The sequence below is a fragment of the Nocardiopsis sp. B62 genome (assembly GCF_018070675.1).
Lineage (GTDB): Bacteria > Actinomycetota > Actinomycetes > Streptosporangiales > Streptosporangiaceae > Nocardiopsis > Nocardiopsis prasina.
In genome coordinates, this window is sequence record NZ_JAGPXK010000014.1 from 24,534 (window position 1) to 49,169 (window position 24,636).

At 69.3% G+C, this 24,636-nt stretch carries 20 protein-coding genes; 15 read left to right on the forward strand and 5 right to left on the reverse strand.

Annotation, left to right across the window (positions count from 1 at the left end; translation table 11 throughout):
• Nucleotides 1–154: 154 nt before the first annotated feature.
• The 4 genes from KBX21_RS16245 to KBX21_RS16260 are packed head-to-tail and all read left to right on the forward strand — an operon-like array spanning nucleotide 155 to nucleotide 4,461.
• A complete protein-coding gene (locus KBX21_RS16245) occupies nucleotides 155–1,723 on the forward strand; it encodes a branched-chain amino acid ABC transporter permease (protein ID WP_049567982.1) in 1,569 nt (522 codons plus the stop codon).
• Between the two features lie 12 nt (nucleotides 1,724–1,735).
• On the forward strand, nucleotides 1,736–2,737 hold the full coding sequence (locus tag KBX21_RS16250; protein ID WP_049567980.1) for a branched-chain amino acid ABC transporter permease: 1,002 nt from the start codon (nucleotides 1,736–1,738) through the stop codon (nucleotides 2,735–2,737).
• Nucleotides 2,727–3,608, forward strand: coding sequence for an ABC transporter ATP-binding protein (locus KBX21_RS16255; protein WP_210842416.1), 882 nt, complete (start codon nucleotides 2,727–2,729; stop codon nucleotides 3,606–3,608). The genes KBX21_RS16250 and KBX21_RS16255 overlap by 11 nt, the downstream gene beginning before the upstream one ends.
• Nucleotides 3,601–4,461, forward strand: coding sequence for an ABC transporter ATP-binding protein (locus tag KBX21_RS16260; protein WP_049568028.1), 861 nt, complete (start codon nucleotides 3,601–3,603; stop codon nucleotides 4,459–4,461). Before KBX21_RS16255 ends, KBX21_RS16260 begins: the two co-directional genes overlap by 8 nt.
• 92 nt (nucleotides 4,462–4,553) lie before the next feature.
• Here KBX21_RS16260 and KBX21_RS16265 read toward each other — a convergent pair whose 3' ends face one another.
• From KBX21_RS16265 to KBX21_RS16275, 3 genes are all read right to left on the reverse strand, one after another.
• Nucleotides 4,554–5,792 carry an ABC transporter substrate-binding protein gene (locus KBX21_RS16265; protein ID WP_210842417.1) on the reverse strand — a complete coding sequence of 413 codons (1,239 nt, stop codon included), beginning with the start codon at nucleotides 5,790–5,792 and terminating at the stop codon, nucleotides 4,554–4,556.
• Between the two features lie 248 nt (nucleotides 5,793–6,040).
• Nucleotides 6,041–7,294, reverse strand: coding sequence for an ABC transporter substrate-binding protein (locus tag KBX21_RS16270; protein ID WP_049568024.1), 1,254 nt, complete (start codon nucleotides 7,292–7,294; stop codon nucleotides 6,041–6,043).
• A 383-nt stretch (nucleotides 7,295–7,677) separates the two neighbouring features.
• Nucleotides 7,678–8,103: a PaaI family thioesterase gene (locus KBX21_RS16275; RefSeq protein WP_210842418.1), complete on the reverse strand. Its 426-nt coding sequence runs from the start codon at nucleotides 8,101–8,103 to the stop codon at nucleotides 7,678–7,680.
• Between the two features lie 117 nt (nucleotides 8,104–8,220).
• On the opposite strand from KBX21_RS16275, the gene polA reads away from it, so the two are divergent.
• The 3 genes from polA to rpsA all read left to right on the forward strand — a co-directional run bounded on the left by polA (nucleotide 8,221) and on the right by rpsA (nucleotide 13,392).
• Nucleotides 8,221–10,980 (forward strand): DNA polymerase I, encoded by a 2,760-nt coding sequence (polA, locus tag KBX21_RS16280; protein ID WP_049567970.1) that lies wholly within the window; start codon nucleotides 8,221–8,223, stop codon nucleotides 10,978–10,980.
• Between the two features lie 30 nt (nucleotides 10,981–11,010).
• Nucleotides 11,011–11,454, forward strand: a complete 444-nt coding sequence (gene arfB, locus KBX21_RS16285; protein ID WP_049567966.1) for an alternative ribosome rescue aminoacyl-tRNA hydrolase ArfB — start codon at nucleotides 11,011–11,013, stop codon at nucleotides 11,452–11,454.
• 438 nt (nucleotides 11,455–11,892) lie between these two features.
• Complete coding sequence (rpsA, locus tag KBX21_RS16290; protein WP_049567964.1) at nucleotides 11,893–13,392, forward strand: 30S ribosomal protein S1; 1,500 nt, start codon at nucleotides 11,893–11,895, stop codon at nucleotides 13,390–13,392.
• Nucleotides 13,393–13,476: 84 nt separating this feature from the next.
• Here the strand turns inward: rpsA and KBX21_RS16295 are convergent, their stop codons facing one another.
• The gene (locus KBX21_RS16295) at nucleotides 13,477–13,842 is read right to left on the reverse strand and encodes an iron chaperone (protein ID WP_210842419.1); all 366 of its coding nucleotides are present in this window, start codon (nucleotides 13,840–13,842) and stop codon (nucleotides 13,477–13,479) included.
• A 73-nt stretch (nucleotides 13,843–13,915) separates the two neighbouring features.
• Between KBX21_RS16295 and KBX21_RS16300 the strand changes: the two genes are divergently transcribed.
• Together KBX21_RS16300 and coaE are read left to right on the forward strand one after the other, a co-directional pair.
• Nucleotides 13,916–14,413 carry a GNAT family N-acetyltransferase gene (locus tag KBX21_RS16300; RefSeq protein ID WP_049567958.1) on the forward strand — a complete coding sequence of 166 codons (498 nt, stop codon included), beginning with the start codon at nucleotides 13,916–13,918 and terminating at the stop codon, nucleotides 14,411–14,413.
• A 33-nt stretch (nucleotides 14,414–14,446) separates the two neighbouring features.
• Complete coding sequence (gene coaE, locus KBX21_RS16305; RefSeq protein WP_210842420.1) at nucleotides 14,447–15,049, forward strand: dephospho-CoA kinase; 603 nt, start codon at nucleotides 14,447–14,449, stop codon at nucleotides 15,047–15,049.
• Between the two features lie 448 nt (nucleotides 15,050–15,497).
• On the opposite strand, the gene KBX21_RS16310 is transcribed toward coaE, so the two are convergent.
• The gene (locus KBX21_RS16310; protein WP_156208023.1) at nucleotides 15,498–16,610 is read right to left on the reverse strand and encodes a hypothetical protein; all 1,113 of its coding nucleotides are present in this window, start codon (nucleotides 16,608–16,610) and stop codon (nucleotides 15,498–15,500) included.
• A 257-nt stretch (nucleotides 16,611–16,867) separates the two neighbouring features.
• Between KBX21_RS16310 and uvrB the strand changes: the two genes are divergently transcribed.
• The 6 genes from uvrB (at nucleotide 16,868) to KBX21_RS16340 (ending at nucleotide 24,635) form a co-directional block, all read left to right on the forward strand.
• Nucleotides 16,868–18,961: an excinuclease ABC subunit UvrB gene (gene uvrB / locus KBX21_RS16315; RefSeq protein ID WP_049567949.1), complete on the forward strand. Its 2,094-nt coding sequence runs from the start codon at nucleotides 16,868–16,870 to the stop codon at nucleotides 18,959–18,961.
• A gap of 203 nt (nucleotides 18,962–19,164) precedes the next feature.
• Nucleotides 19,165–19,614, forward strand: a complete 450-nt coding sequence (locus KBX21_RS16320) for a DUF3060 domain-containing protein (protein WP_234003839.1) — start codon at nucleotides 19,165–19,167, stop codon at nucleotides 19,612–19,614.
• Nucleotides 19,615–19,917: 303 nt separating this feature from the next.
• On the forward strand, nucleotides 19,918–20,913 hold the full coding sequence (locus KBX21_RS16325) for a GNAT family N-acetyltransferase (RefSeq protein ID WP_049567943.1): 996 nt from the start codon (nucleotides 19,918–19,920) through the stop codon (nucleotides 20,911–20,913).
• A 105-nt stretch (nucleotides 20,914–21,018) separates the two neighbouring features.
• Nucleotides 21,019–21,942 (forward strand): hydroxymethylglutaryl-CoA lyase, encoded by a 924-nt coding sequence (locus KBX21_RS16330; RefSeq protein ID WP_210842421.1) that lies wholly within the window; start codon nucleotides 21,019–21,021, stop codon nucleotides 21,940–21,942.
• A 339-nt stretch (nucleotides 21,943–22,281) separates the two neighbouring features.
• A complete protein-coding gene (locus KBX21_RS16335) occupies nucleotides 22,282–23,922 on the forward strand; it encodes a CTP synthase (RefSeq protein WP_082206291.1) in 1,641 nt (546 codons plus the stop codon).
• A gap of 44 nt (nucleotides 23,923–23,966) precedes the next feature.
• A complete protein-coding gene (locus KBX21_RS16340; protein WP_210842422.1) occupies nucleotides 23,967–24,635 on the forward strand; it encodes an NUDIX hydrolase in 669 nt (222 codons plus the stop codon).
• Nucleotide 24,636: the final 1 nt, after the last annotated feature.

The following is a 24,636-nucleotide window of genomic DNA, read 5'->3' on the forward strand; positions in this document are numbered from 1 at the left end:
CACGATGGGGTGACGGTTGGGTCACGTGGTTTAAGTGACACTGAATGCCCGGCATAAATCGGGCTAAACTCACCGCACCGAACAGCTAAAGGACAGCGGCGCTCGAATGCCTCCCATTCGGGTGCCGCCAACCTCAGATGCGCAAGGAGCGCGCGTGCGCACACGCCTCGTGACCGTGTTGCTCGCCCTGATCACCGCATTCCTGGTGATCCCCGGGGCGGCGGCGACGGCAGACGAACAGGGCGGTGAGACGCTGCACGGTCAGATCGGTCAGCCGGACGACCGGGACCAGGGTGTCGAGGGCATCCTGATCACGGTCCTCCAGGGTGACGACGAGATCGATGCGGTGGAAACCGACTCTGATGGAATTTGGGAAGTGGAGTTGCCCGGACCGGGTGACTACCGCGTAGTGGTGGACCAGGAGTCCGTCCCCAGCGAGTTCGCCGTACGCGAGACGTCCCTCATGGCAGAGGGTGAGGCCCAGGTCGAGGTCGAGACCGGCCAGCAGCGACTGCTCCTCATCGGGTTGGAGAACCCGGGCGAATCCGCAGGCGGCCAGGACGAGAGCTCCCCCTCCCCGGACGCCGAGGCGACCGAGGACGCCGAGGGGGACACGGCCGCCGAGGACGAGTCCGTGGCGGTCGAGGGCGTCAGTGGCGGGTTCGGTGAGCGCTTCGCGCAGCTCACCGCGGCCGGTCTGCTGTTCGGCCTGGTCATCGCGATCTCCGCGATCGGCCTCTCACTGATCTTCGGTACGACGCAGGTCATCAACTTCTCGCACGGTGACATGGTCACCTTCGGCGCGATGATGGCCCTGCTGTTCAGTACCGGCGCCGCGGGACTGGGCAACTCCCTGCTGGCGATCTTCGCCGGTCTGGGGATCGCCGTCCTGCTGGGCGCCTTCCTGGAGCACCGGCTCAACCGGACGACGCTGATCGTCCTCCAGTGGTCCTCGGTCTTCGGCGGTATCGCGCTGGCGACGCTGATGGGCGTGCTCGGTGACGACCTCGGCTGGCAGGTGCCGCTGTGGGCGGCGGCCGGCATCGCGGTGGTCATGGGCGGTGTGCTGGGCAGCACCATGGAGCGCTACCTGTGGCGTCCGCTGCGCAGGCGCAACGTCGCCCTGATCCAGATGTTCATCGTCTCCATCGGCCTGGCCCTGGTGCTGCGGCACGTGCTGCTGGTGCTCTTCGGCGCCAACCGGCGCCGCTACGCCGGGTTCCAGGTGCAGGAGATGGTGCACTTCGGCCCTATCTCCATGCCCCCGCGCGACCTGGTGATCATGGCCGTCGCGATCGTGGTGCTGGTGCTCGTGGCCTGCATGCTCCAGTTCACCCGTATCGGCAAGGCGATGCGCGCGGTCTCGGACAACCGGGACCTCGCGGAGTCGTCGGGCATCGACGTCGACCGGGTGACGCTGTACGTGTGGTTCCTCGGCGGCGGCCTGGCGTCCCTGGGCGGTGTGCTCTTCGGCCTGAACCAGGTCGTGGACTACGAGATGGGCTTCCGTCTGCTGCTGCTCATGTTCGCCGCGGTGATCCTGGGTGGCCTGGGCACGGCCTACGGCGCGATGGTCGGCGGCATCGCCGTGGGCCTGGTGGCGATGCTGTCCACCCTGTGGTTCCCCGCACAGCTCATGCAAGCGTGGGCTCTGGCCCTGATGATCCTCATGCTGCTGATCAGGCCCCAGGGCTTGCTCGGTCGGCGCGAGCGGGTCGGCTAGGAGAGGTAGACGATGGATATTTTCTTGATCCTCGCCGAGTCCGCCCGATCCGCGGTGGGACCGGTGGCCGCGATCTACGCGCTGGCCGCGATCGGCCTGAACATGCACTTCGGTTACGCGGGGTTGCTGAACTTCGGTCAGGTCGGCTTCATGCTGGTGGGCGCCTACGGCGTCGGTATCAGCGTCGCGGTGTTCGAGTTGCCGTTGCTGGTCGGGTTCCTGGTGGGCCTGGCCTGCGCGGTGGTGTTGGCGTTGTTGTTGGGTATCCCGACGCTCCGGTTGCGGGCGGACTACCTGTCGATCACGACGATCGCCGCGGCCGAGGTGCTGCGGTTGGTCTACCGGGCGGGCTTCGCCGAGCCGGTGACCAACGGCGTGTACGGGTTGCAGAACCTGTCCACCGAGTTCCGTGAGTGGAACGAGGCGTTGGGGCTGTTCGACCCGGCCGGCCGTTACGGGATCGGTTCGTTCTCGTTCAGCGGCAACCACATGTGGATGATGACGGTGACGTGGGGTCTGGTGGCGCTGATGGCGGCACTGACCTGGGCGCTGATCCACAGCCCGTGGGGCCGTGTGGTGAAGGGCATCCGCGAGGACGAGGACGCGGTTCGCAGCCTCGGCAAGAACGTCTTCGCGTACAAGATGCAGGCGCTGGTCCTGGGCGGCCTGATCGGTTCGCTGGCCGGTTGCATGATGGCGGTGCACCAGGGTGCGATCGCGCCTGACCAGTTCAAGCCGCAGGTGACGTTCTTCCTGTGGGTGATCCTGCTGCTGGGCGGTGCGGGCCGTGTTCTGGGTCCGATCGTCGGGTCGATGGTGTTCTGGTTCCTGATGAACTTCACGGACAAGCTGCTGCGCGGGTTGGGCAGTGAGGGTTACCTGCCGTTCCTGTCGGGTCCGGACTTCGGCGCCATCCAGTTGGCGTTCGTCGGTGTGCTGCTGGTGCTGCTGATCGTCTTCCGGCCGCAGGGTCTGATCGGTGACCGCAAGGAGATGTTGATCAATGTCAAGTGACGAGGTGAACGCCTCCGGGGCGTATGTCGAGGTCGACCGGATGGCCGGGGCGGTCCCGGAGCCGGGTTCGGCCAAGCCGGATCCGATCCTGGTGGCTGACGGGGTGAAGCGTTCGTTCGGCGGTCTGACCGCAGTGGACGTGGAGCACCTGGAGGTGCAGCGGGGGACGATCACGGCGCTGATCGGTCCGAACGGCGCGGGCAAGTCCACGCTGTTCAACCTGCTGACGGGGTTCGACCGGGTCGACGGCGGCCAGTGGTCGTTCGAGGGCCGCGGCATCAACGGTCGTCGGGGTCACCAGGTGGCCCGGGCCGGGATGGTGCGGACCTTCCAGCTGACCAAGGCGCTCACGCGGATGACGGTGCTCGACAACATGTTGTTGGGCGCTCCGGGTCAGACGGGTGAGCGCATGGCGGGGTCGTTCCTGCGTCCGGTGTGGGGCCGTCAGGAGAAGGCCAACACCGTGAAGGCCCTGGACCTGCTGGAGCGGTTCAAGCTGATCGACAAGCGCCAGGACATGGCGGGCGCGTTGTCGGGTGGTCAGCGCAAGCTGTTGGAGATGGCTCGCGCGCTGATGACCGATCCGAGCATGATCATGCTGGACGAGCCGATGGCGGGTGTGAACCCGGCGTTGGTGCAGTCCCTGTTGCACCACATCACGTCGTTGCGTGACGAGGGCAAGACGGTCCTGTTCGTGGAGCACGACATGGACGTGATCATGGGCATCAGTGACTGGATCGTGGTGCTGGCCCAGGGTCAGGTGATCGCGGAGGGGCGTCCTTCGGACATCCGGTCCAACCAACAGGTGATCGACGCCTACCTGGGTGCCCAGGAGGTCGAGGGTGAGACCCAGGGGAGTGGCGATGAGTGAGGAGAACGGCGGGGTCCGTCCGGAGCCGGAGGAGGTCCCGGAGGAGGCTGAGGAGGCCGCGGCCGTGCAGGAGCACCGCGAGGAGGTGCTGGAGCAGGCCCAGGCGGAGTCGCTTGAGGTGGGTGGTCCGGACGACTACCTGCTGTTGGCCAAGGACCTGGTGGCCGGTTACGTGCCCGGGGTGAACATCCTGAACGGGTGCACGCTGACCCTCACCGAGGGTGAGGTCGTGGCGATCATCGGTCCGAACGGCGCGGGCAAGTCGACGTTGATCAAGACGATCTTCGGTCTGATCCCGGTGCGTGAGGGCGGTCTGACGCTGCGGGGTTCGAGCATCGCGGGGTTGGCAGCGCACTCGTTGGTGGAGCGGGGCGTTGGTTACGTTCCGCAGACGCGCAACGTGTTCCCGTCCCTGACGATCGAGGAGAACCTCCAGATGGGGGCGTTCCTGCGGCCGAGGTCGTTCTCGGAGCGGTTCGAGGTGGTGGCGGGTCTGTTCCCGTTGCTCGCGGACCGGCGTCGGGCGAAGGCGGGTTCGCTGTCGGGTGGTCAGCGTCAGATGGTGGCCATGGGCCGGGCGCTGATGATGGACCCGTCGGTGCTGCTGCTGGACGAGCCGACCGCCGGGTTGTCGCCGATCTACCAGGAGGAGGTCTTCCAGCGGGTGAAGGAGGTCAACGCCGCCGGGGTCTCGGTCGTCATGGTCGAGCAGAACGCGCGGCGGTGTCTCCAGATCTGTGACCGCGGTTACGTGCTGGACCAGGGCCGGAACGCGTACACGGGTTCGGGTCGGGACCTGCTGAACGATCCGAACGTGATCGAGCTGTACCTGGGGACGCTCGCCAAGGGCTGATCCGGACGTGTGTGGGGGGCGGGACCCGTCGAGGGTCCCGCCCCCTTTTCGTGTGTCCGGAGTGTGCGGTGCCCGGTGTGGTGGGCGCGGGGTCAGTCGTTGGTGTACTCGACGTATTCGAGGATCTCGTAGCCGTCGTCGCCGAAGTGGAAGATCTCGAAGGTGGCGGAGGTGGGGTCGCCGTTGTCGTCGAGGTCGATGTTGCCGCTCATCCCCTGGTAGTCGATGGACCGGCCGTCGTTGAGGAGGTCGCGGCACTCCGCGAACGAGCTGCACTCGGTGCCTTCGGGGCGGGTGACCTCGGCGACGTGGTCCACGTACCGGGTGGGGTCCGTGGAGCCCGCGGACTCGGCGGCCAGGGCGATGGTGGTGACGCAGTCGAAGATGTGCGGGGCGAACTGGAAGGCGTCGAGTTCGGGGTCGAAGGCGCGCAGGTCCTCGCTGAACTGGGGGTTGTCGGCGCTGGGGGCGACGCCGGTGGTGCCGGTGATGGCGTTGGTGGAGGCGGCTCCGATGGTCGCCTCCAGGTCGGGGTCGTTGAGGCCGTCCGTGAGGTAGAACTGGCTCTCGGTGCCGCTCTCGATGAGGGCGGCCATGAGCTGGGTGCCCTCCTGGAAGGAGATGAGGGCGACGGCGTCGGCCCCGGAGGTGACGGTGGAGCTGATGACCGCGCCGAAGTTGGTGGCGTCGGGGTCGTAGGTCTCGGTGAGGACGACGTCGGCGCCGAGGGCGTGGAGTTCGGCCTCGACGGCGTTGAGGTAGCCGTTGCCGTAGTCGTCGGCGCGGGCGATGACGGCGACGTCGAGGTGGCCGTCGTCGACGATGCGCTGGGCGAGTACGGGTCCGGCGAGGAGGTCGCTGGGGGCGGTGCGGAAGAAGTAGCCGTTGTCGTCGACGCTGGTGAGGTCGGGCGCGGTGCTGGAACCGGAGCACTGGGCGATCCCCGCGCCCGTGATGGTGGCGTAGCTGGCCTGGGTCATCACGGAGGCGGCGGCGCCGATGACGGCGTTGACGTCGGCGGAGACGAGGTCGTTGGCGGCCTGGTTGGCCTGGGCGGCGTCTCCGGCCTCGTCGGCCACGACCGGTGGTGGGACGGTGGTGCCGAGGATGCCGCCCGCGTCGTTGATCTGGTCGATGGCGTAGTCGACGGCGGCGGTCTGGGGTCGGCCGAGGAAGCTCAGGTTGCCGGTCTGCGGGTAGAGGAGGCCGAACGTGAACCCGGTGTCGTCCGCGGTGTCGTCGCCGAGGTCCAGGGTGCCGCCGCAGGCGGTGAGTGCGAGGCTGACGGTGAGGGCGGCCGCCGAGAGGGAGAGGGCCCTGTGGGTGGGCATGGCGTGGTCGTCCGTTCAGGTGGCGTGGTGCGTCCGGGGGTGGGGACGCGTGGGCGTCGGGCCCCGGTGCGTGCGGTGCCGCTGTGCGGCCGCCTGGCCCGTGTACGACGAGGCACGGCGCGCGGGGTGCGGCCGTGCCGGGGTCTCGCGGTGGTCGTGTTCGGACGGTTCGCGTGGTGTGTGGCGGACGGCGCCTCCGCCCAGGGGTCGTGGTGTGGCCCCCTGGGAGGAGACGGGGTCATCCGTCGTTACTCGTCGACGGAGTACTCCTCGAAGCCGAGGGTCTCGTAGCCGTCGTCACCGAAGTGGAAGACCTCGAAGGTGGCGGAGGTGGGGTCGCCGTTGTCGTCGAAGTCGATGTTGCCGCTGGTGCCCTGGAAGTCGATCTCCTCGCCGTCGTTGAGGAGGTCGCGGCACTCCTCGAAGCTGCCGCACTCGGTGCCGTCGGGGCGGCTGATCTCGGGGAGGTGCTCGACGTAGTCGGCGGGGGAGACGGACCCGGCGGACTCGGCGGCCAGGGCGATCGCCGTGACGCAGTCGAAGACCTGCGGGGCGAACTGGAAGACGTCGAGCTCGGAGTCGAAGGCGCGCAGGCCCTCGTTGAACTCGGGGTTGTCAGCACCGGGGGCGACGCCGGTGACGCCGGTGACGACGTCGGGGTCGTCCGAGTTGACGGTGTCGCCGAGCTCGGGGTCGTTGAGACCGTCGGTGATGTAGAGCTGGTCGCCCGAGATGCCGGACTCGATGAGTTCGGCGATGACCTGGGCGCCCTCCTGGAAGGAGATCAGGGCGACGGCGTCGGGGTCGGCGCTGGACACGGAGTTGACGACGGAGTCGAAGTTGGTGGCGTCGGGGTCGTAGTTCTCGGTCGCGACCACGTTCGCGCCGAGGGCCTCGAGCTCGGCCTCCACGGCGCTGCGGTAGCCGTCGCCGTAGTCGTCGGCGCGGGCCACCACGGCGACGTCGAAGGCGCCGTCGTCGACCATCTGGCGGGCCAGGACCGGTCCGGAGAGGAGGTCGCTGGGGGCGGTGCGGAAGAAGTAGCCGTTGTCGTCGATCTCGCTCAGGTCGGGCGCCGTGTTGGAGCCGGAGCACTGCACGATGCTGGCGGCTGTGACGGTGTCGTAGCTGGCCTGCGTCATGGCGGAGGCGGCGGCGCCGATGACGGCGTTGACGTCGGCGGAGACGAGGTCGTTGGCGGCCTGGTTGGCCTGGGCGGCGTCACCGGCCTCGTCGGCCTCGACGATGGCGGGGACGTCGGTGCCGAGGATGCCACCGGCCTTGTTGATCTCGTCGATGGCGTACTTCGCCGCGGTGACCTGGGGCGGACCGAGGAAGGCCAGGCTGCCGGTCTGGGGGTAGAGGATGCCGAAGGTGAACTCCTCGCCGGAGCCCTCACCTCCGTCGGCGCTGTCGCCGCCGTCCCCGTTGCCACACGCGGTCAGTCCGAGCACGAGGGCCGCGGTTGCGGCAGTGAGGCTCAGGAACTTCTTGCTTGCCATGTTCGTGGTCACTCCGTTCAACCGGCTGATCTTGCGCAGCCGTGCCGATAGCTCTGTTGCATCCTGTTGCCCGTTATGTGTGGCATGACTTAATCAGGAGCGTTAGCGGAGCTTAATCCGGTATCGGGTTCCGGCGGAAGCGGCAGGGGGCGGTTGCGTCTCAGTCGCCTTCTGCTCGTTATGACTCTGTAGCCGTGTGGCCGGGTGTGACTGGACGGATGCACGGTGTCGCGGGGGGATGTTGTGACTGGTTGTCGTGGTGTGAGGGCGTGGCGTGCCCGTTCGTCCAGTGTTCGGAAATGGCGGAGCCGTCGTTAGCCGGGCTTCGTTCCCGGTGGTGGGGGGCCCAACAGCGGGGCGCGGGGCCCCGCCGCTGGAGTTCCCTACTGGGGGGCGTCGCGCAGCATGCAGGTCAGACGCGAGGTGCAGACCTTCCGCCCCTGGTCGTCGGTGATGGTGATGTCCCAGGTGGCGAGGGTGCGGCCCAGGTGGACCGGGGTGGCCACCCCGGTGACGTGCCCATCGGTGGCGGACCGGTGATGGGTCGCGTTGATCTCGATGCCCACGGCGACGCGGCCGAACCCCTGTGCGTGGATGGTGGAGCCGATGGACCCCAGGGACTCGGCGAGCACGCACGAGGCGCCGCCGTGCAGCAGCCCGAAGGGCTGGCGGTTGCCCTCGACCGGCATACGGCCCACGACGCGTTCGGCGGAGGCCTCGGTGATCTCGATGCCCATGCTCTGGCCCAGACCGCCGGAGAGCGCCCCGGAGTCCATGAGTTCGCGCAGGCCCTCGGCGTCTGTGGTCATGGTGTTGCCTTCCGATCCGGTCAGGTGGCCCCGTAACCGGTCGAACCGACCGGTGTGGGGAGGTGTTCCCGTGGTGATGGCCGCGGGCTGTCCGTAGCGCATCCTAGGATTCGTTCTGTGGTGACCAAGCGAGAGACCCCTGAACAGACATCCCAGGCCGACGGCGGGCGCGCCCGGCTGCTCCTCCTGGACGGCCACTCGATGGCCTTCCGCGCGTTCTTCGCGCTCCCCGTGGAGAAGTTCGGTACGAGTACCGGGCAGTCCACCAACGCCGTGTACGGCTTCGCCTCCATGCTGGTGAAGCTGCTGCGCGACGAGGAGCCCACGCACGTCGCGGTGGCGTGGGACCTCTCGGGCCCCACCTTCAGGGACGAGGAGTACGACGGGTACAAGGGCGGCCGGTCGGAGACCCCGCCGGAGTTCCCCTCCCAGGTGCCGCTGACCCAGGACCTCATGCGCCTGATCGGGGTCGCGAACCTGTCGGCGCCCGGCTTCGAGGCCGACGACGTGATCGCCACCCTCGCGCACCAGGGCTGCGAGGCGGGCATGGAGGTGCTGATCGCCTCCGGTGACCGGGACGCCTTCCAGCTGGTGAACGAGGACTGCACGGTCCTGTACCCGGGCAAGAGCCTCTCGGACATGCGCCGGATGGACCCGGAGGCCGTCGAGGACAAGTACGGGGTCACCCCGGAGCGGTACCGCGACCTCGCGGCCCTGGTGGGGGAGAAGGCCGACAACCTTCCCGGGGTGCCGGGGGTGGGTCCCAAGACAGCCGCCAAGTGGATCACGAAGTTCGGGTCCCTGGAGGAGCTGGTGGCCCGCGCGGACGAGGTCCCCGGCAAGGCGGGGCAGAACTTCCGCGACCACCTCGACGACGTGCTGCGCAACCAGAGGCTCAACAAACTGGTCACCGACGTGGAGCTGGACACGGCCGTGCGGGACCTGGGGCTGGGCGAGGCCGACCGGGCCGGGGTCGACGCGCTCTTCGACAACCTGGAGTTCGCCTCCAACCTGCGTGAGCGCCTCTACGCGGTGATCCGTGCGGACGACGGCGAGGAGAGCGCCGAGGCGGGCGGGGCCGTCGAGGGCTTCACCGTGGACGTGACCGTGGCGGCGACCGGGGGTGTGGCGGCCTGGATCACCGAGCACGCCTCCGCTGAGTCACTCACGGACCAGGCCCCGGCGGGGCTGGCGGTCGACGGTACCTGGGGAGCGGGGACCGGACGGGTGGACGCCCTGGCCGTCACGGTGCCGGGCGGGGCCTCGCTGTACGTGGATCCCACCGTGCTGGACACCGCCGACACCGAGGCGCTGGCGGCCTTCCTCGCGGACGCCGGGCGTCCCAAGGCCGTGCACGAGTACAAGGGCGCGCTGCTCGCGCTGGGCGCACACGGGTGGGACCTGAACGGTGTGGTCAGCGACACCGCCCTGGCGGCCTACCTGGCGCAGCCGGGGCAGCGCCGCTTCGACCTGGCCGACCTGTGCCGCAAGTACCTGGGCCGGGAGCTGGAGGTGGACACCGACGGCGACCAGATGGCCCTGGACCTCGGGGAGCAGGGCGGCAGCGGGCGCGGTCACGGTCTGGCCGTGCGGGCCGCCGCCACCCGCGACCTGGCCGCCGTGCTGGTGGCGGAGCTCGACAAGCGAGGCGGCACGCACCTGCTGCACGAGGTGGAACTGCCGTTGGTCGACGTGTTGGCGCGCCTGGAGCGGGCCGGGATCGCCGCGGACCGCGAGTACCTGGAGGGTCTCCAGGGGGAGTTCGCCTCGGCGGCGCGCGGCGCGGTGGAGCGGGCGCACGAGATCGTGGGCCGGGAGTTCAACCTGGGCTCGCCCAAGCAGTTGCAGCAGGTGCTGTTCGAGGACCTGGAGCTGCCCAGGACGAAGAAGATCAAGACGGGATTCACGACGGACGCGGACGCGCTGGCGTGGTTGGCGGCCCGGACCGAGAACGAGTTGCCGGGCGTGCTGCTGCACCACCGGGACCAGACGAAGCTGCGCACGACGGTCGAGGGGCTGATCAAGACGGTCGCCGATGACGGCCGCATCCACACCACCTTCAACCAGACGGTCGCGGCGACGGGGCGGCTGAGCTCCACGGAACCCAACCTCCAGAACATCCCGGTGCGCACGGACGTGGGCCGAAGGATCAGGCGCGCGTTCGTGGTCGGTGAGGGCTACGAGGAGCTGCTCACCGCGGACTACAGCCAGATCGAGCTGCGCATCATGGCGCACCTGTCGGGTGAGCGGGCGCTGATCGACGCGTTCAACAGCGGGTACGACTTCCACGCGCACATGGCGGCGCAGGTCTTCGACATCGAGGTCGGGGAGGTCGACGGCGAGGCCCGGTCCAAGATCAAGGCGATGAGCTACGGGCTGGCCTACGGGCTGAGTGCCTACGGACTGTCCCAGCAGCTGGCGATCACCCCGGAGGAGGCGAAGAGGCTGATGGAGGACTACTTCGCCAGCTTCGGCGGGGTGCGCGACTACCTCAACCAGGTGGTGGACGAGGCCCGCAAGGTGGGGTACACCGAGACCATCCTGGGTCGGCGGCGCTACCTGCCGGACCTGACGAGCGACAACCGCCAGCGCCGCGAGATGGCGGAGCGGATGGCGTTGAACGCGCCGATCCAGGGGTCGGCCGCCGACATCATCAAGGTGGCGATGCTCCAGGTGGACGCGGCGCTGACCGAGGGAGGATTCCGCTCCCGGGTGCTGTTGCAGGTGCACGACGAGCTCGTGGTGGAGGTCTCCCCGGGTGAGCGCGAGGCGGTCGAAAACCTCGTGACGCACGAGATGGGCTCCGCCTATGATCTGCGTGTCCCGCTGGGCGTCTCGGTCGGCAGCGGGCAGAACTGGCATGACGCCGCGCACTAGGGCGCGGCGCTGATCTCGGAGGTGGGAACGGTGACGGGGCAGGAAGAGACCACGGGCGGACTGGCCGTGGGACCCGTGACCGTTCCCGCCGACGCGTTGACGTGGCGGTTCTCACGGTCCTCGGGGCCGGGCGGGCAGCACGTGAACACGTCGGACACGCGGGTGTCGCTGTCGTTGGACGTGGCGTCGTGCCGGGCGCTGGGAGCCACGCGGCGGGCCCGCGCCCTGGAACGGCTGTCCGGGCGCCTCGTGGACGGGGTGCTCACGGTGTCGGCGCAGACTCACCGTTCCCAGGTGCGCAACCGGGCCGAGGCGCGGGAGAGGCTGGCCGCGATCCTCGCGGAGGCCATCGCGCCACCGCCGCCCGAGCGGCGCAGTACACGGCCCAGCCGGGCCTCGAAGCGGCGTCGGCTGGACGCCAAGCGTCGGCGGAGTGACGTGAAGAAGTCGCGTTCGCGGCCTCCGATGGACTGACGAGCGTCGGATGAACCACGCGTTCCGGACTTTTTTCGGAACGTCTCGCCCCGGCCCCGTGCGGATGGCGTTCGGGGTGCGTCAGCCCCTGGCAGACATGGCTGAAGAGCTAGTTGATCTTCCCCACCCCGCTCGGGTAAATTGCGGCCACGACAGCCTTGTACGGTGCCCTCTTCCCGGATTCCGATTGACCTGCGCGCTCACGTCTCATATTCTGGCGTCAGCGTTGTGGGTTCGTGCGGGCGTCCGCTGTCTCCGATAGGGGGGCAGGAGGGTTGCACCGTCTCGGTCTCCACTCTGGACCGGCGGCTGGCGGTCACGGACGGCTCGTTCCGTACATGTGACCTTCGCTTCTTACTTCTGGACTGCGGATCGACGGGCTCGAACCTGCGGCGTGCCCATTTCCTGTTCCTGTCCGTATCCGGAGTCCACCCACAAATGACGAGCAGCACCGAGGCCACCTCGACACCCCAGGTAGCGGTCAACGACATCGGGTCCGAGGAAGCCTTCCTCGCGGCGATCGACGAGACCATCAAGTACTTCAACGACGGTGACATCGTCGAGGGCACCATCGTGAAGGTCGATCGAGACGAGGTCTTGCTCGACATCGGCTACAAGACCGAGGGTGTCATCCCCTCTCGGGAACTGTCGATCAAGCACGACGTCGACCCCGGTGAGGTCGTTGCCGTCGGCGACCAGGTCGAAGCCCTCGTTCTCCAGAAGGAGGACAAGGAAGGCCGTCTGATCCTGTCCAAGAAGCGCGCTCAGTACGAGCGGGCCTGGGGCACGATCGAGAAGATCAAGGAAGAGGACGGCGTCGTCACCGGCACCGTCATCGAGGTCGTCAAGGGTGGTCTCATCCTCGACATCGGCCTGCGCGGCTTCCTTCCGGCGTCCCTGGTCGAGATGCGTCGCGTCCGCGACCTTCAGCCCTACGTCGGCCGCGAGCTCGAGGCGAAGATCATCGAGCTGGACAAGAACCGCAACAACGTGGTCCTGTCCCGTCGCGCCTGGCTGGAGCAGACCCAGTCCGAGGTCCGTCAGACGTTCCTCAACACCCTCCAGAAGGGTCAGATCCGCAAGGGCGTCGTCTCCTCGATCGTCAACTTCGGTGCCTTCGTGGACCTGGGTGGCGTCGACGGTCTGGTGCACGTCTCCGAGCTGTCCTGGAAGCACATCGACCACCCGAGCGAGGTTGTCGAGGTCGGCCAGGAGGTCACGGTCGAGGTCCTCGACGTCGACATGGAGCGCGAGCGCGTCTCCCTGTCGCTCAAGGCGACCCAGGAAGACCCGTGGCAGCAGTTCGCCCGGACCCACCAGATCGGGCAGGTCGTTCCCGGCAAGGTCACCAAGCTCGTCCCGTTCGGTGCGTTCGTGCGCGTCGAGGAGGGCATCGAGGGCCTGGTCCACATCTCCGAGCTGGCCGAGCGCCACGTCGAGGTGCCGGAGCAGGTCGTCCAGGTCGGCACCGAGATCTTCGTCAAGATCATCGACATCGACCTCGACCGCCGTCGCATCAGCCTCTCGCTGAAGCAGGCCAACGAGAGCGTCTCGCCCGACCAGGTGGACTTCGACCCCACCCTGTACGGCATGGCCGCCGACTACGACGAGCAGGGCAACTACAAGTACCCCGAGGGCTTCGACGCGGACAGCGGCGAGTGGCTCGAGGGCTTCGAGGCCCAGCGCGACGAGTGGGAGCGCAGCTACGCCGAGGCGCAGGCCCGCTTCGAGGCTCACCGCAAGCAGGTCGAGGAGGCGCGTGCGGCCGAGGCCGACGCCGCCAACGCTCCTGCCGTGGAGGAGGACGAGGAGGACTACACCGGTGGTGCGCAGAGCGCCGGCGGTTCGTCGTCCGGCTCCGAGACCACCAGCGGTGCGCTCGCCTCTGACGAGGCTCTGGCCGCCCTCCGCGAGAAGCTCGCGGGCGGCGAGGCCTGAGGGTCTCCTCGCCGGGCTCCGGCCCGAGTGATGGCTGAGTGAAGGGCCGTCCCCACCCACGGGTGGGGGCGGCCCTTCCGCGTGTCAGCGGTTCGGTCCCCGCGTGGCGGCCACGGTCCGCAGCAGGTCCCGAACCAGGTCGAGGTCGACGGCCCCGGGAGAGCGGAAACGCAGGCATCCCCTGCCCATGTCCTGGCCCGCGAGCCGCTCGGCGTGGGCCGCGGCGACGTCCTCACGCATCAGGTAGACCGAGACGTGGCGCTTCTGACGGGCGAAGGCGACCTCCGGGACCCCGTCCCTGCGGTACGCGGGCATCCCGTACGCCATGACCTCCTCGAACCCCGGGAGTTCGGCGCGGAACAGGTCCCGGAGCCCGCTCAGCGCGGACCGGTCGGCCTCGGGAAGTTCCGCCAGATAGGCGTCGACATCGACTGCGTTGCTGCTCACCATGGGTCAAGGCTACGTACCGGCGGCTAGGGTTGCCTGGTACCCGCCGAGGGCGGGGACCAGTTGAGGAGGCGACGTGTTCGACATCCACCCGGCCACCCCCGACGACGCCGGTGAGATCTTCACCCTGCAACGGGCCGCCTACGTGGACGAGGCCCAGGCCTACGGGGACCCGTTCATCCTGCCGCTCACCGAGGGGCTGTCACGGATCCAGGGGTTGCTCGCCGACGGAGACGCCCTCGTGCTCAAGGCCGTGGTCGGGCACCGTCTGGTCGGTGCGGTCCGCGCCGGAGTCACTGAGACCACCGGGGTGGTGGGGCGCCTCGTCGTGGCCCCGGACATGCGTCGCCGGGGGATCGCCGGGGCGCTGCTGGCCCGGGTCGAGGACGACCTGCGCGAGCGCAGGCCGGAACTGACGGCGCTCACCCTGTTCACGGGGGCACAGAGTCCGAAGAACCAGCGACTGTACCGGACCCTGGGGTACGCCGAGACGCACCGGGAGCGGGTCGCGGACCACCTCGTGATGGTGCACATGCGCAAGGAACTGGCCCGGGTGGGCGCGGGGTCGGCGTGACGCCCGCCCGTCGCGCCCCCTAGGGTGTGGCCCATGCTGAAAGTGGGTCTCACCGGCGGGATCGGTTCGGGCAAGAGCGCGGTCTCGTCCGCGTTGTCCTCCTACGGCGCGGTGGTGGTCGACGCGGACGCCATCGCCCGTGAGGTGGTCGCGTCCGGCACACCGGGACTGGCCGAGGTGGTCGCCGAGTTCGGCGAGGGGGTGCTCGCCCCCGACGGGAGCCTGGACCGGCCCGCGCTGGGGGAGATCGTCTTCGCCGACGAGGCCCGTCTGGCCAGGCTCAACGCGATCGTCCACCCCCGGGTGGCCGAGCGCAGCGGCGAGCTCATGGCGGAGGCCGAGGCCGCCGGGGCCAGCGTGGTGGTGTACGACGTGCCGCTGCTGGTGGAGAACGGGCTGGAGTCGCTCTACGACGTGGTGGTCGTGGTGGACACCCCCGACGAACTCAGGGTGGAGCGGGTGTCCCGTGACCGGGACATGCCGCCCGAGCAGGTGCGGGCCCGGATCGCGGCTCAGGCCGACCGGCCGACCCGTCTGGCCGCGGCCGACCTGGTGGTGGACAACTCCGGTACCCGTGAGGACCTCGCCGACCGCGTCGCCGAACTGTGGGGCGAACTCCTGGCACGGGCGGCCTAGGGCGTTGATGGCAGATCCCTGAATCCCTTGCGGGCAGGACGAAGGGCGTCGAGGATCAGAGTGTGCCCCAGGGACCTTGACGCCCTTTCGTCAGCGCTCCACGTCCAACCGGACGATGAGGTGATCCCTCCCCACGAGCCGCGCCACTGGGCCGGGGCGCCCCGCCCGCTCAACGACTCCGGACTCGTCTGCGTCGCCCTGGCCCGAGTGCTGTTGCGCCATGATGCAGAACGCCACTGGACGCGTGCCGCCCCGCACCGGATCGGGCACCTGTTCCCCCGCCTGCCCGGCCAGTCCGAACGCGACCGCCACTGCGCTCGGCGGCCCCGGCCCTGTTCAGGGTCGCGATGTGGCTGGTGACCTGGCACAACCGGATGATCGGTGCCCCAGTCAAGCGGTCGTTGGTCGCTGACGACCCCTGACCAGGGCACATCGTCCCATCAACGGTCTAGGGGCCCTTCGACCCGTCAGTGCCGCGGAAGAGGTCGGCCGTGGCCCGGACGGTCTCCCGGATCATCTCCTCCCGTACCGCCCGGGCGGCCTCGGCTCCGTGGAGGCTGTCGTCAAGGGCGTTCGGCGTACCCGGGTCCGCCGTCGGTGTCCTGGCCGCGAGGTCGGCGAAGTCGCCCGCCTGGTCGGCGACGCGTTGGAGCCTGACCCACTCCTTGTGGGTCTCCACAGCCGTCTGGATCCTCTTGCCGTAGGCGTCCAGCCGGTCGACCTCCTCGGTCAGGCGTTCCGTCGCCTCCTCCAGGACACTCCACTGCGGAGCGAGCGCCTCCCTGAGCGGTGCGCTGTTGCCCTCCCTCTGGCTGTCGACCAGCCTTCCGCGCAACTGGTCGAGGTGCAGGCACTCCCTGGCCAGGCGCCACTCCTCCGAGCGCAGCAGGGGCAGGGCATGGTCCAGACCCACCGGTGTGCCGAGGACCAGGTGCGCGTGCTCGGCGCGCGCGGTCACACGCTGGAGCCTGTCCAGCAGCTGGGCGCTCAGGGTGAACCGGAGGTCCGCGCGGATGACGTAGTCGTCACGGTGCCGAGCGGCGAGGTCGGCGGTGTCCCAGGGGCGCCGGACGACGAGGAACACGACCAGGGTGACCACGGGAAGGAACCAGAGCACGACCGCGCCCGGTGTGCCCGGCATCAGGGGCTCCGTGACGGATGGCTCCTCCGCCGCGATCACCTCGGCGATGAGCAGGATCCACCACATGGGGAACACGAAGCCGACCAGGGGGGCGCCCAGGACGAAGAGCCACATGAAGAACCCCTCGTCCTCGAGGTCCAGCATGTCGTGCACCACGAACCTCAGGCAGAGGAAGGCGCAGCAGAGCCCGGTCACGAGGATGAGCGGCGTGAGCACCACGAAGCCGGATGCTCCGGGAGTCAGGACCAGAGGTGCTCCGAGGACGGCAGGTGCCATCGCGGCGAGGGCGATCAGGGACCAACGCGGCAGGGGGAGCCTGATCGGGTTCGGGTGTCTGAGGCCTTCGGGGGAGGCCTTCAGGCGCCTGAGGGTCCCGGACCGCAGGTTCGGGTCGAAGGTCGCCTGTGTGCTGGGGGTCACGGTGCACATCACCCTTCTTCGGGGATCGGACGTCGGTGAGATGCCGCCGGGTCCCCACCGGTTCCCGACGCCTTCGGGAAGTCGTGCGCCGTGGTCGTCGTGCCGCGGGGACGGTGCGCCCGGCGGCGGTGACGACCCGTTCGGGGGCCTATGAGGAGGTGTCCGGAGGCTCCGGGATGTCGTGGGCGGTCTGTAGCGTTGGAGAGAGGGACACGTGGGCGAGGGGCGGCCCGACGTTCGTAGGGAGAAGAGGGCAAGTGCGACCGGTCAGTGACATCAAGCGCAGTGAGGCACCCTTCGAGGTCGTCTCGGAGATGACCCCCGCCGGGGACCAGCCAAGGGCCATCGAGCAGATCACCAGGCGGGTGCGGGAGGGCGACCAGCACACGGTGCTGCTGGGCGCGACCGGTACGGGCAAGACGGCCACGGTGGCGTGGACGGTGGAGCAGCTCCAGCGGCCCACGCTCGTGATGCAGCCCAACAAGACCCTGGCGGCGCAGTTCGCGAACGAGCTGAGGCAGATGCTGCCGAACAACGCCGTCGAGTACTTCGTCTCCTACTACGACTACTACCAGCCCGAGGCCTACGTCCCGCAGAGTGACACCTACATCGAGAAGGACTCCTCGATCAACGACGAGGTGGAGCGGCTGCGGCACTCGGCGACCAACTCGCTGCTCACGCGGCGGGACACGATCGTGGTGGCGTCCGTCTCCTGCATCTACGGCCTGGGCACCCCGCAGGAGTACGTGGACCGCATGGCCCAGCTGTCGGTGGGCATGGAGGTGGACCGCGACGACCTGCTGCGCCGCCTGGTGGAGATGCAGTACGCGCGCAACGACATGGCGTTCACGCGGGGGACGTTCCGGGTGCGCGGGGACACGATCGAGATCATCCCGGTCTACGAGGAGCTGGCGATCCGCATCGAGATGTTCGGTGACGAGATCGAGCGGCTGCTGACCCTGCACCCCCTGACCGGCGAGGTGCTGGGGGAGAGCCAGGAGATGTTCATCTTCCCGGCCTCCCACTACGTGGCCGGTGAGGAGCGCACCGAGCGGGCGATCGGCACGATCGAGGCGGAGCTGGGCGAACGGCTGGCCGAGCTGGAGGGCCAGGGCAAGCTCCTGGAGGCGCAGCGACTGCGGATGCGCACCACCCACGACCTGGAGATGATGCGCCAGCTCGGCACCTGCTCGGGGATCGAGAACTACTCGCGGCACTTCGACGGGCGTGAGCCCGGCAGCGCCCCCAACACGCTGTTGGACTACTTCCCCGAGGACTTCCTGCTGGTCCTGGACGAGTCGCACGTGACGGTCCCGCAGATCGGTGCCATGTACGAGGGTGACGCGGCGCGCAAGCGGACCCTGGTCGACCACGGTTTCCGGCTGCCCTCGGCGCTGGACAACCGGCCGCTGAAGTGGGAGGAGTTCACGAAGCGGATCGGGCAGTCGGTGTACCTGTCGGCGACGCCGGGCAAGTACGAGCTGCGTCAGGCCGGTGGCGACGTGGTCGAGCAGGTCATCCGGCCGACCGGCCTGGTGGACCCCCAGGTGGTGGTCAAGCCGACCGAGGGCCAGATCGACGACCTGGTGCACGAGATCACCGAGCGCGCGGAGCGCTCGGAGCGGGTGCTGGTGACCACGCTGACCAAGAAGATGGCCGAGGACCTCACGGACTACTTCGCGGAGCTGGGTATCCGGGTGCGGTACCTGCACAGCGAGGTGGACACGCTGCGCCGGGTGGAGCTGCTGCGGGAGCTGCGGGTGGGGGAGTTCGACGTGCTGGTGGGCATCAACCTGCTGCGTGAGGGCCTGGACCTGCCCGAGGTGTCGTTGGTGGCGATCCTGGACGCGGACAAGGAGGGCTTCCTGCGTTCGGAGACCTCGCTGATCCAGACCATCGGCCGCGCGGCGCGCAACGTGGACGGTCAGGTGCACATGTACGCCGACAACGTCACGGACTCGATGCGCGCGGCGATCGACGAGACCACGAGACGCCGGGACAAGCAGCTGGCCTACAACGCCGAGCACGGGATCGATCCGACGCCGCTGCGCAAGCAGATCGCGGACATCCTGGACACCCTGAACCGTGAGGACGTGGACACCGAGGAGCTCATGTCGACGGGGTACCGCCAGGGCGGCAAGGCGGGCCGGGCTCCGGTGCCCGCGTTGGGCGAGCGCGCGGACGTGGCGAACATGCCGCGCGCGGAGCTTGCCGGGCTGATCGACCAGCTGAGCGAGCAGATGCACCAGGCCGCGACCGACCTCCAGTTCGAGCTCGCCGCCAGGCTGAGGGACGAGATCGGCGAGCTGAAGCGCGAGCTTCGCGGCATGGACGCGGCCGGGTTGAAGTGATCCTGGCGGCACCCGGTAGGGTGCCTCCAGGCTAGTCGGCGCGGGGGTTCCACACCGGGAATCCCCGCGGTGACCGCCGTTCCCGTCTCGAATCGAGCACGATCCCAGTACGGTTGGGTCGCATAGTTACCTCCACGTGACATATTCTTGTGCTTTGCGTAAGTCGAATGTCGCTTTTGCCTTTTTCGGGTGTGGGGGAGTTCATGGTCGGTCGGGTTCTTGGTATCGCGTTCGTCGCGGTGCTGACGGGTCTCCTGGTGGCCGGGTGCGGGCTCGACCGGGGCGGTGACGACCCGGAGGAGATCGCCCCCACCCCCGACGTCGGTCAGGGGCCGGAGGACGAGCCGGTGGACGGAGTCTCCAACGACCAGGTCATCGTGGTGGTCGACGACGGTGCCGAGGTGCACGAGGACTGCGCCAACCGCGAGGTCGTGGTCAAGGCGGACGACGCCGTCGTGATACTGGACGGTGACTGCGGGCTGGTCCGCGCCACCGGGCGCAACTCCGTCGTGGAGGTGGGCACGGCGAGGAAGATCGTCCTCGTGGGCGTGGACAACCAGATCTCCTTCGCCTCCGGCGACCCCGAAGTGATCAACCACGGACGCAACACCACCGTCTCCGAGGGCGGCACCGCCAGCCCCGAGGTCGAATAGCCCCTCGCCGAGGAGCCCCGCCCTCCGTGCGCGACCCCTCCATCCGTTACCGTGGTGCGCGTTCGCGCGCGCCGTCTCGGCGTGGTCGGGCAGGGGCTCGCCGAGGTCCTCTCCGGAGAGAAGGACGGGCCCGTGTTCTCCGGCTTTCGGTCACCTGTACCGCTTCGAGGAGGTACGGTCGATCCTGTCCCGACACGTCGGTTGGTTCGGACGACGGCCCGGTGCCCGTGAAGGGCACCGCGACGCGACCGCACCCGTCAGTCCGGTCGGGGCACGCTCTTGACGAATGGAGGGGTGGGGCGGGTGAGTGGTTATGTCGCTCGGGTGCGGCATGATGAGTCGCCTGGCGGCGACATCGGACTCGATCCGCTGGTGCACTCCGTTGCCCAGCGCTGGGCGGAGTCGGACCCCCTGCTGCCCGAACCCGTGGGGTTCGCGGCCAACTCCTACCCCCTGCTGACGGTCAGCGACGAGGAGAGCCGAACCGTCGCCGCGGGCAGCATGCACTACACCTGGTACCAGCCGGGCGAGGTGGGCCGCATCTGGGGCGTGCCCGACCAGCACTGGCTCACCCCCATCGTCGGTGGTCCCGAACCCGCCCGCGCGCTGGACTCCCTGCTCACCAGCTGGCGCGACCAGATCGAGGACCTGCCCACGGGCACCGGCTCGGAGTCGGCGGCCCTCGTGAGCTGGCCCGCGCGCGACGTCGCGGGGATCATCCCGCTGCAACGCCACGGCCTCCAGCCCTACACCGTGCTCGCCGCCCGCCAGCGCCGCCGAGGCGTGCCGCCCTCCCTGCCCCCGCGTGACGTGGTCATCCGGCTGGCCGACACCAGCGACCTCACCCAGGTGGTGGGTCTGTTGATGGAGGAGCACCGGTACGAACAGCACTTCGGCGGGGTCTTCCTCCAGCCCGACACCGCCGAGCAGACCCGCAAGGTCGCCGCTCGGGCGCTCAACCGTTCGCGTTCGTGGATCTGGTTGGCCGAGCGCCGGGGCCGGGCCGTGGGGCTGTTGTGGGTGTCGCCGCCCGAACGCTCCCGCTGGGCGAAGTCCCTGGTCCGGGCGCGGCCGATCGCGCACATCGGCTACGGGGTGGTCTCGGGGGCCGAGCGCGGCCACGGGATCGGCACCGCCCTGGTGAGCCAGGCGCACCAGGCACTGGACAGCCACGGTGTGGGGGTGTCGGTGCTCAACTACGCCGCCATGAACCCGCTCTCCGGACCGTTCTGGCACCGGATGGGCTACCGCCCGGTGTGGACGACCTGGGAGGTCCGTCCCGCCCTCGCGCTGCGCTGACCTCGGCGCGCACCGCGACGGTCCGGCGCCCCGGTGACGGAGTTCACGGGGCGGGCTGGTTAGCCTGGGCGCGCAAGCGCAGTGTGGCGTGGAGAGGTGGAGTCGATGAGCGCGGACGACCGTGGGCCCGAGGGTGCCGAGCACGTGGAGATCGTGGAGGTGGGGCCGCGTGACGGCCTCCAGAACGAGTCCACCGTGCTGTCGGTCGAGGACCGGGTGGAGCTGATCGACCGTGCGGTGGCCGCCGGGGTGCGGCGGATCGAGGCGGTCAGCTTCGTCAACCCCAAGCGGGTGCCGCAGATGGCCGGGGCCGAGGAGGTCATGGCCGGGGTCACGCGGGTGCCCGGTGTCTCCTTCATCGGTCTGGCCCTCAACCGGCGCGGCCTGGACCGGGCGCTGGAGGCCGGGGTGTCCGAGGTCAACGTGGCGGTTCCGGCCACGGACGGCTTCAGCACCCGCAACCAGGGCACCACCGTCGAGGCGATGCTGGACTCCCTGGTGGAGATGGACCGGGCCCTGGAGGGCACCGGGGTGCCGTTGAGCGTCACCGTCTCCACGGCCTTCGGTTGCCCGTTCGACGGAGAGGTCGCGCCGGAACGCGTGATGGAGGTCGTGCGGCGGATCGCGGACACCGGAGCCGTGGAGATCGCCCTGGCCGACACGATCGGGGTGGGCGTCCCCGCGCAGGTGCGCGATCTCCTGCGCCGCACCGCCGAGGTGGCGGGCGGTCGGACCCTGCGCTGCCACTTCCACAACACCCGCAACACGGGTTACGCGAACGCCCTGGCCGCGGTGGAGGAGGGCGTCCGGGTCCTGGACTCCAGCCTGGGCGGTTTCGGCGGCTGCCCGTTCGCTCCGGCCGCCACCGGCAACATCGGCACCGAGGACCTCCTGTACATGCTGCACCGCAGCGGTCTGCGCACGGGAGTGAGCCTGTCCGAGGCGGCCGAGCTGGGCGACTGGATGGGCGAGCGGCTCGGCAAGCAGCCGCCCGCCTACCTCGGCCGCGCCGGGGGCTTCCCCGCCTGACCCATGGCACGGGCTCCGGGCCGGTGAGTGGTGGTCCGGAGCCGTCACGGGCTCTTCGAGGGGGTTCGGAACGGTGTTGCCTTCGCCACCCGACGGGCGGTGGTTCGCACGGGAGGCCCACGCCACCAGGGGTTCGCGGCAACCGCGCAGGTGGGGATGGGGAACACCGGGGGCAGGGCGGACGTTCCCAGGTGTGGACGAACGGAGGGCCTGTTATTCTGGTGCCCCGTGGAGTCCGACGCGCTGGAACGGCATCGCCGCCGCTCGGAACCGGACCGCCGCACGGCAGCCAAGCTCGCCCGAGCCAGCCGTAGCCACTCAAACCACGGGAGCAACACTTTGGCATCCGCCGCGAGTACCAAGCACCTTTTCGTTACTGGCGGCGTCGCCTCCAGTCTTGGCAAGGGCCTGACCGCCTCCAGCCTGGGACGGCTCCTGAAGTCACGCGGACTTCGGGTCACCATGCAGAAGCTGGACCCCTACCTCAACGTCGACCCCGGAACGATGAACCCGTTCCAGCACGGTGAGGTCTTCGTGACCGACGACGGCGCCGAGACCGACCTGGACGTCGGTCACTACGAGCGCTTCCTCGACGTCGAGCTCTCCGCCTCGGCCAACGTCACCACCGGCCAGATCTACTCCAGCGTCATCGCCAAGGAGCGCCAGGGCGCCTACCTCGGTGACACCGTGCAGGTCATCCCGCACATCACCAACGAGATCAAGTCGCGCATCTACGCGATGGACGCTCCCGACGTCGACATCGTCATCACCGAGATCGGCGGCACCGTCGGCGACATCGAGTCGCAGCCCTTCCTCGAGGCCGTCCGCCAGATCCGGCACGAGATGGGCCGGGAGAACTGCTTCTTCCTGCACGTCTCCCTCATCCCCTTCCTCGGCCCGTCCGGCGAGATGAAGACCAAGCCGACCCAGCACTCGGTCGCCGCCCTGCGCAGCATCGGGATCCAGCCCGACGCCATCGTGTGCCGCTCGGACCGGCCCATCACGCAGAGCCTGAAGTCCAAGATCAGCCTCATGTGCGACGTGGACGAGGCCGGCGTGGTCTCCACCCCCGACGCCCCCTCCATCTACGACATCCCCAAGGTCCTGCACCGCGAGGGCCTGGACGCCTACGTCGTCCGCCGCCTGGGCATGCCCTTCCGTGACGTGGACTGGACCGAGTGGGACGAGCTGCTGCGCCGCGTGCACCAGCCCGACCACGAGGTCACCATCGCCATGGTGGGCAAGTACATCGACCTGCCCGACGCCTACCTCTCGGTCAGCGAGGCCCTGCGCGCCGGCGGCTTCGCCACGGACACCCGCGTGAACATCCGATGGGTGGCCAGCGACAACTGCGCCAGCCCCTCGGGTGCGGCCGCCGAGCTCGACGGCGCCGACGGCGTCCTCATCCCGGGCGGCTTCGGCGTGCGCGGCATCGAGGGCAAGCTCGGCGCGATCCGCTACGCCCGTGAGAAGGGCGTGCCGCTGCTCGGCATCTGCCTGGGCCTCCAGGGCATGGTCATCGAGTACGCGCGCAACGTGCTCGGCCTGGAGGGCGCCAACAGCCTCGAGTTCGACGACAAGGCCGTCGACCCGGTGATCGCGACCATGGCCGACCAGGAGGACGTCGTCGCGGGCGACCGCGACATGGGCGGCACCATGCGTCTGGGCCTGTACCCGGCGGACCTGGGCGAGGGCACCCTGGCCCGCGACCTGTACGACGGGGCCGACCAGGTCACCGAGCGCCACCGCCACCGGTACGAGGTCAACAACGCCTACCGGCCCAAGCTGGAGGAGGCGGGTCTGGTGTTCTCCGGCCTCTCCCCGGATGGCAAGCTGGTGGAGTACGTGGAACTGCCCCGGGACGCGCACCCGTTCTTCATCGCGACGCAGGCGCACCCGGAGCTGCGCTCCCGCCCGACCAACGCGAACCCGCTCTTCCGCGGCCTGATCTCCGCCTCGCTGGAGCACAAGGTCTCCTAGCGGCGACGACCAGGTGGGTGGGGCCCGAGCCTGAGAGGGGCCGCATGGCCAACCACACCCGCCCGGTCGAGGACGAGACGACGGGGGCGTTCGCGAAGGTCGCGGACGCCCCCGAGTCGTGGCCGGTGGAGCGGTCCGAGGAGCGGTACCGGGGCGCCAAGTGCTCGATGCGCACGGACTGGGTGGAGATGCCCGGAGCCAACGGCCAGGGCCGGGCCGTCGCGGCCCGCGACTACATGGTCCACCCGGGTGCCTCCGCGATCCTGGCCCTCGACTCCCGTGGCCGGGTACTGCTGCAACGCCAGTACCGGCACCCCACCCAGCACACGCTCTGGGAGCTGCCCGCCGGTCTGATCGACGGTGACGGCGAGGGGCCGCTGGCCACCGCCCGCCGTGAACTGGTGGAGGAGGCCTCGCTGCGCGCCGCCTCATGGCACAGACTTCCGGACTTCTACCCGAGCACGGGTTTCTCCAACGAGCGCATCCACGTCTTCCTCGCCCGTGACCTCACCGAGGTACCGGAGGAGGAGATCGACTTCGTGCGCGAACACGAGGAGACCGACCTGGCCAGCGAGTGGCTCCCGCTGGCGGAGGCCGTGCGCGCGGTCATGGAGGGGCGGCTGCACAACGGGGCGACGGTCATCGGCGTGCTCGCCGCGCACGCGGCTTCGCAGGACGGGTTCGCCTCCCTGCCCGTGGCCTCGGACGACTGAA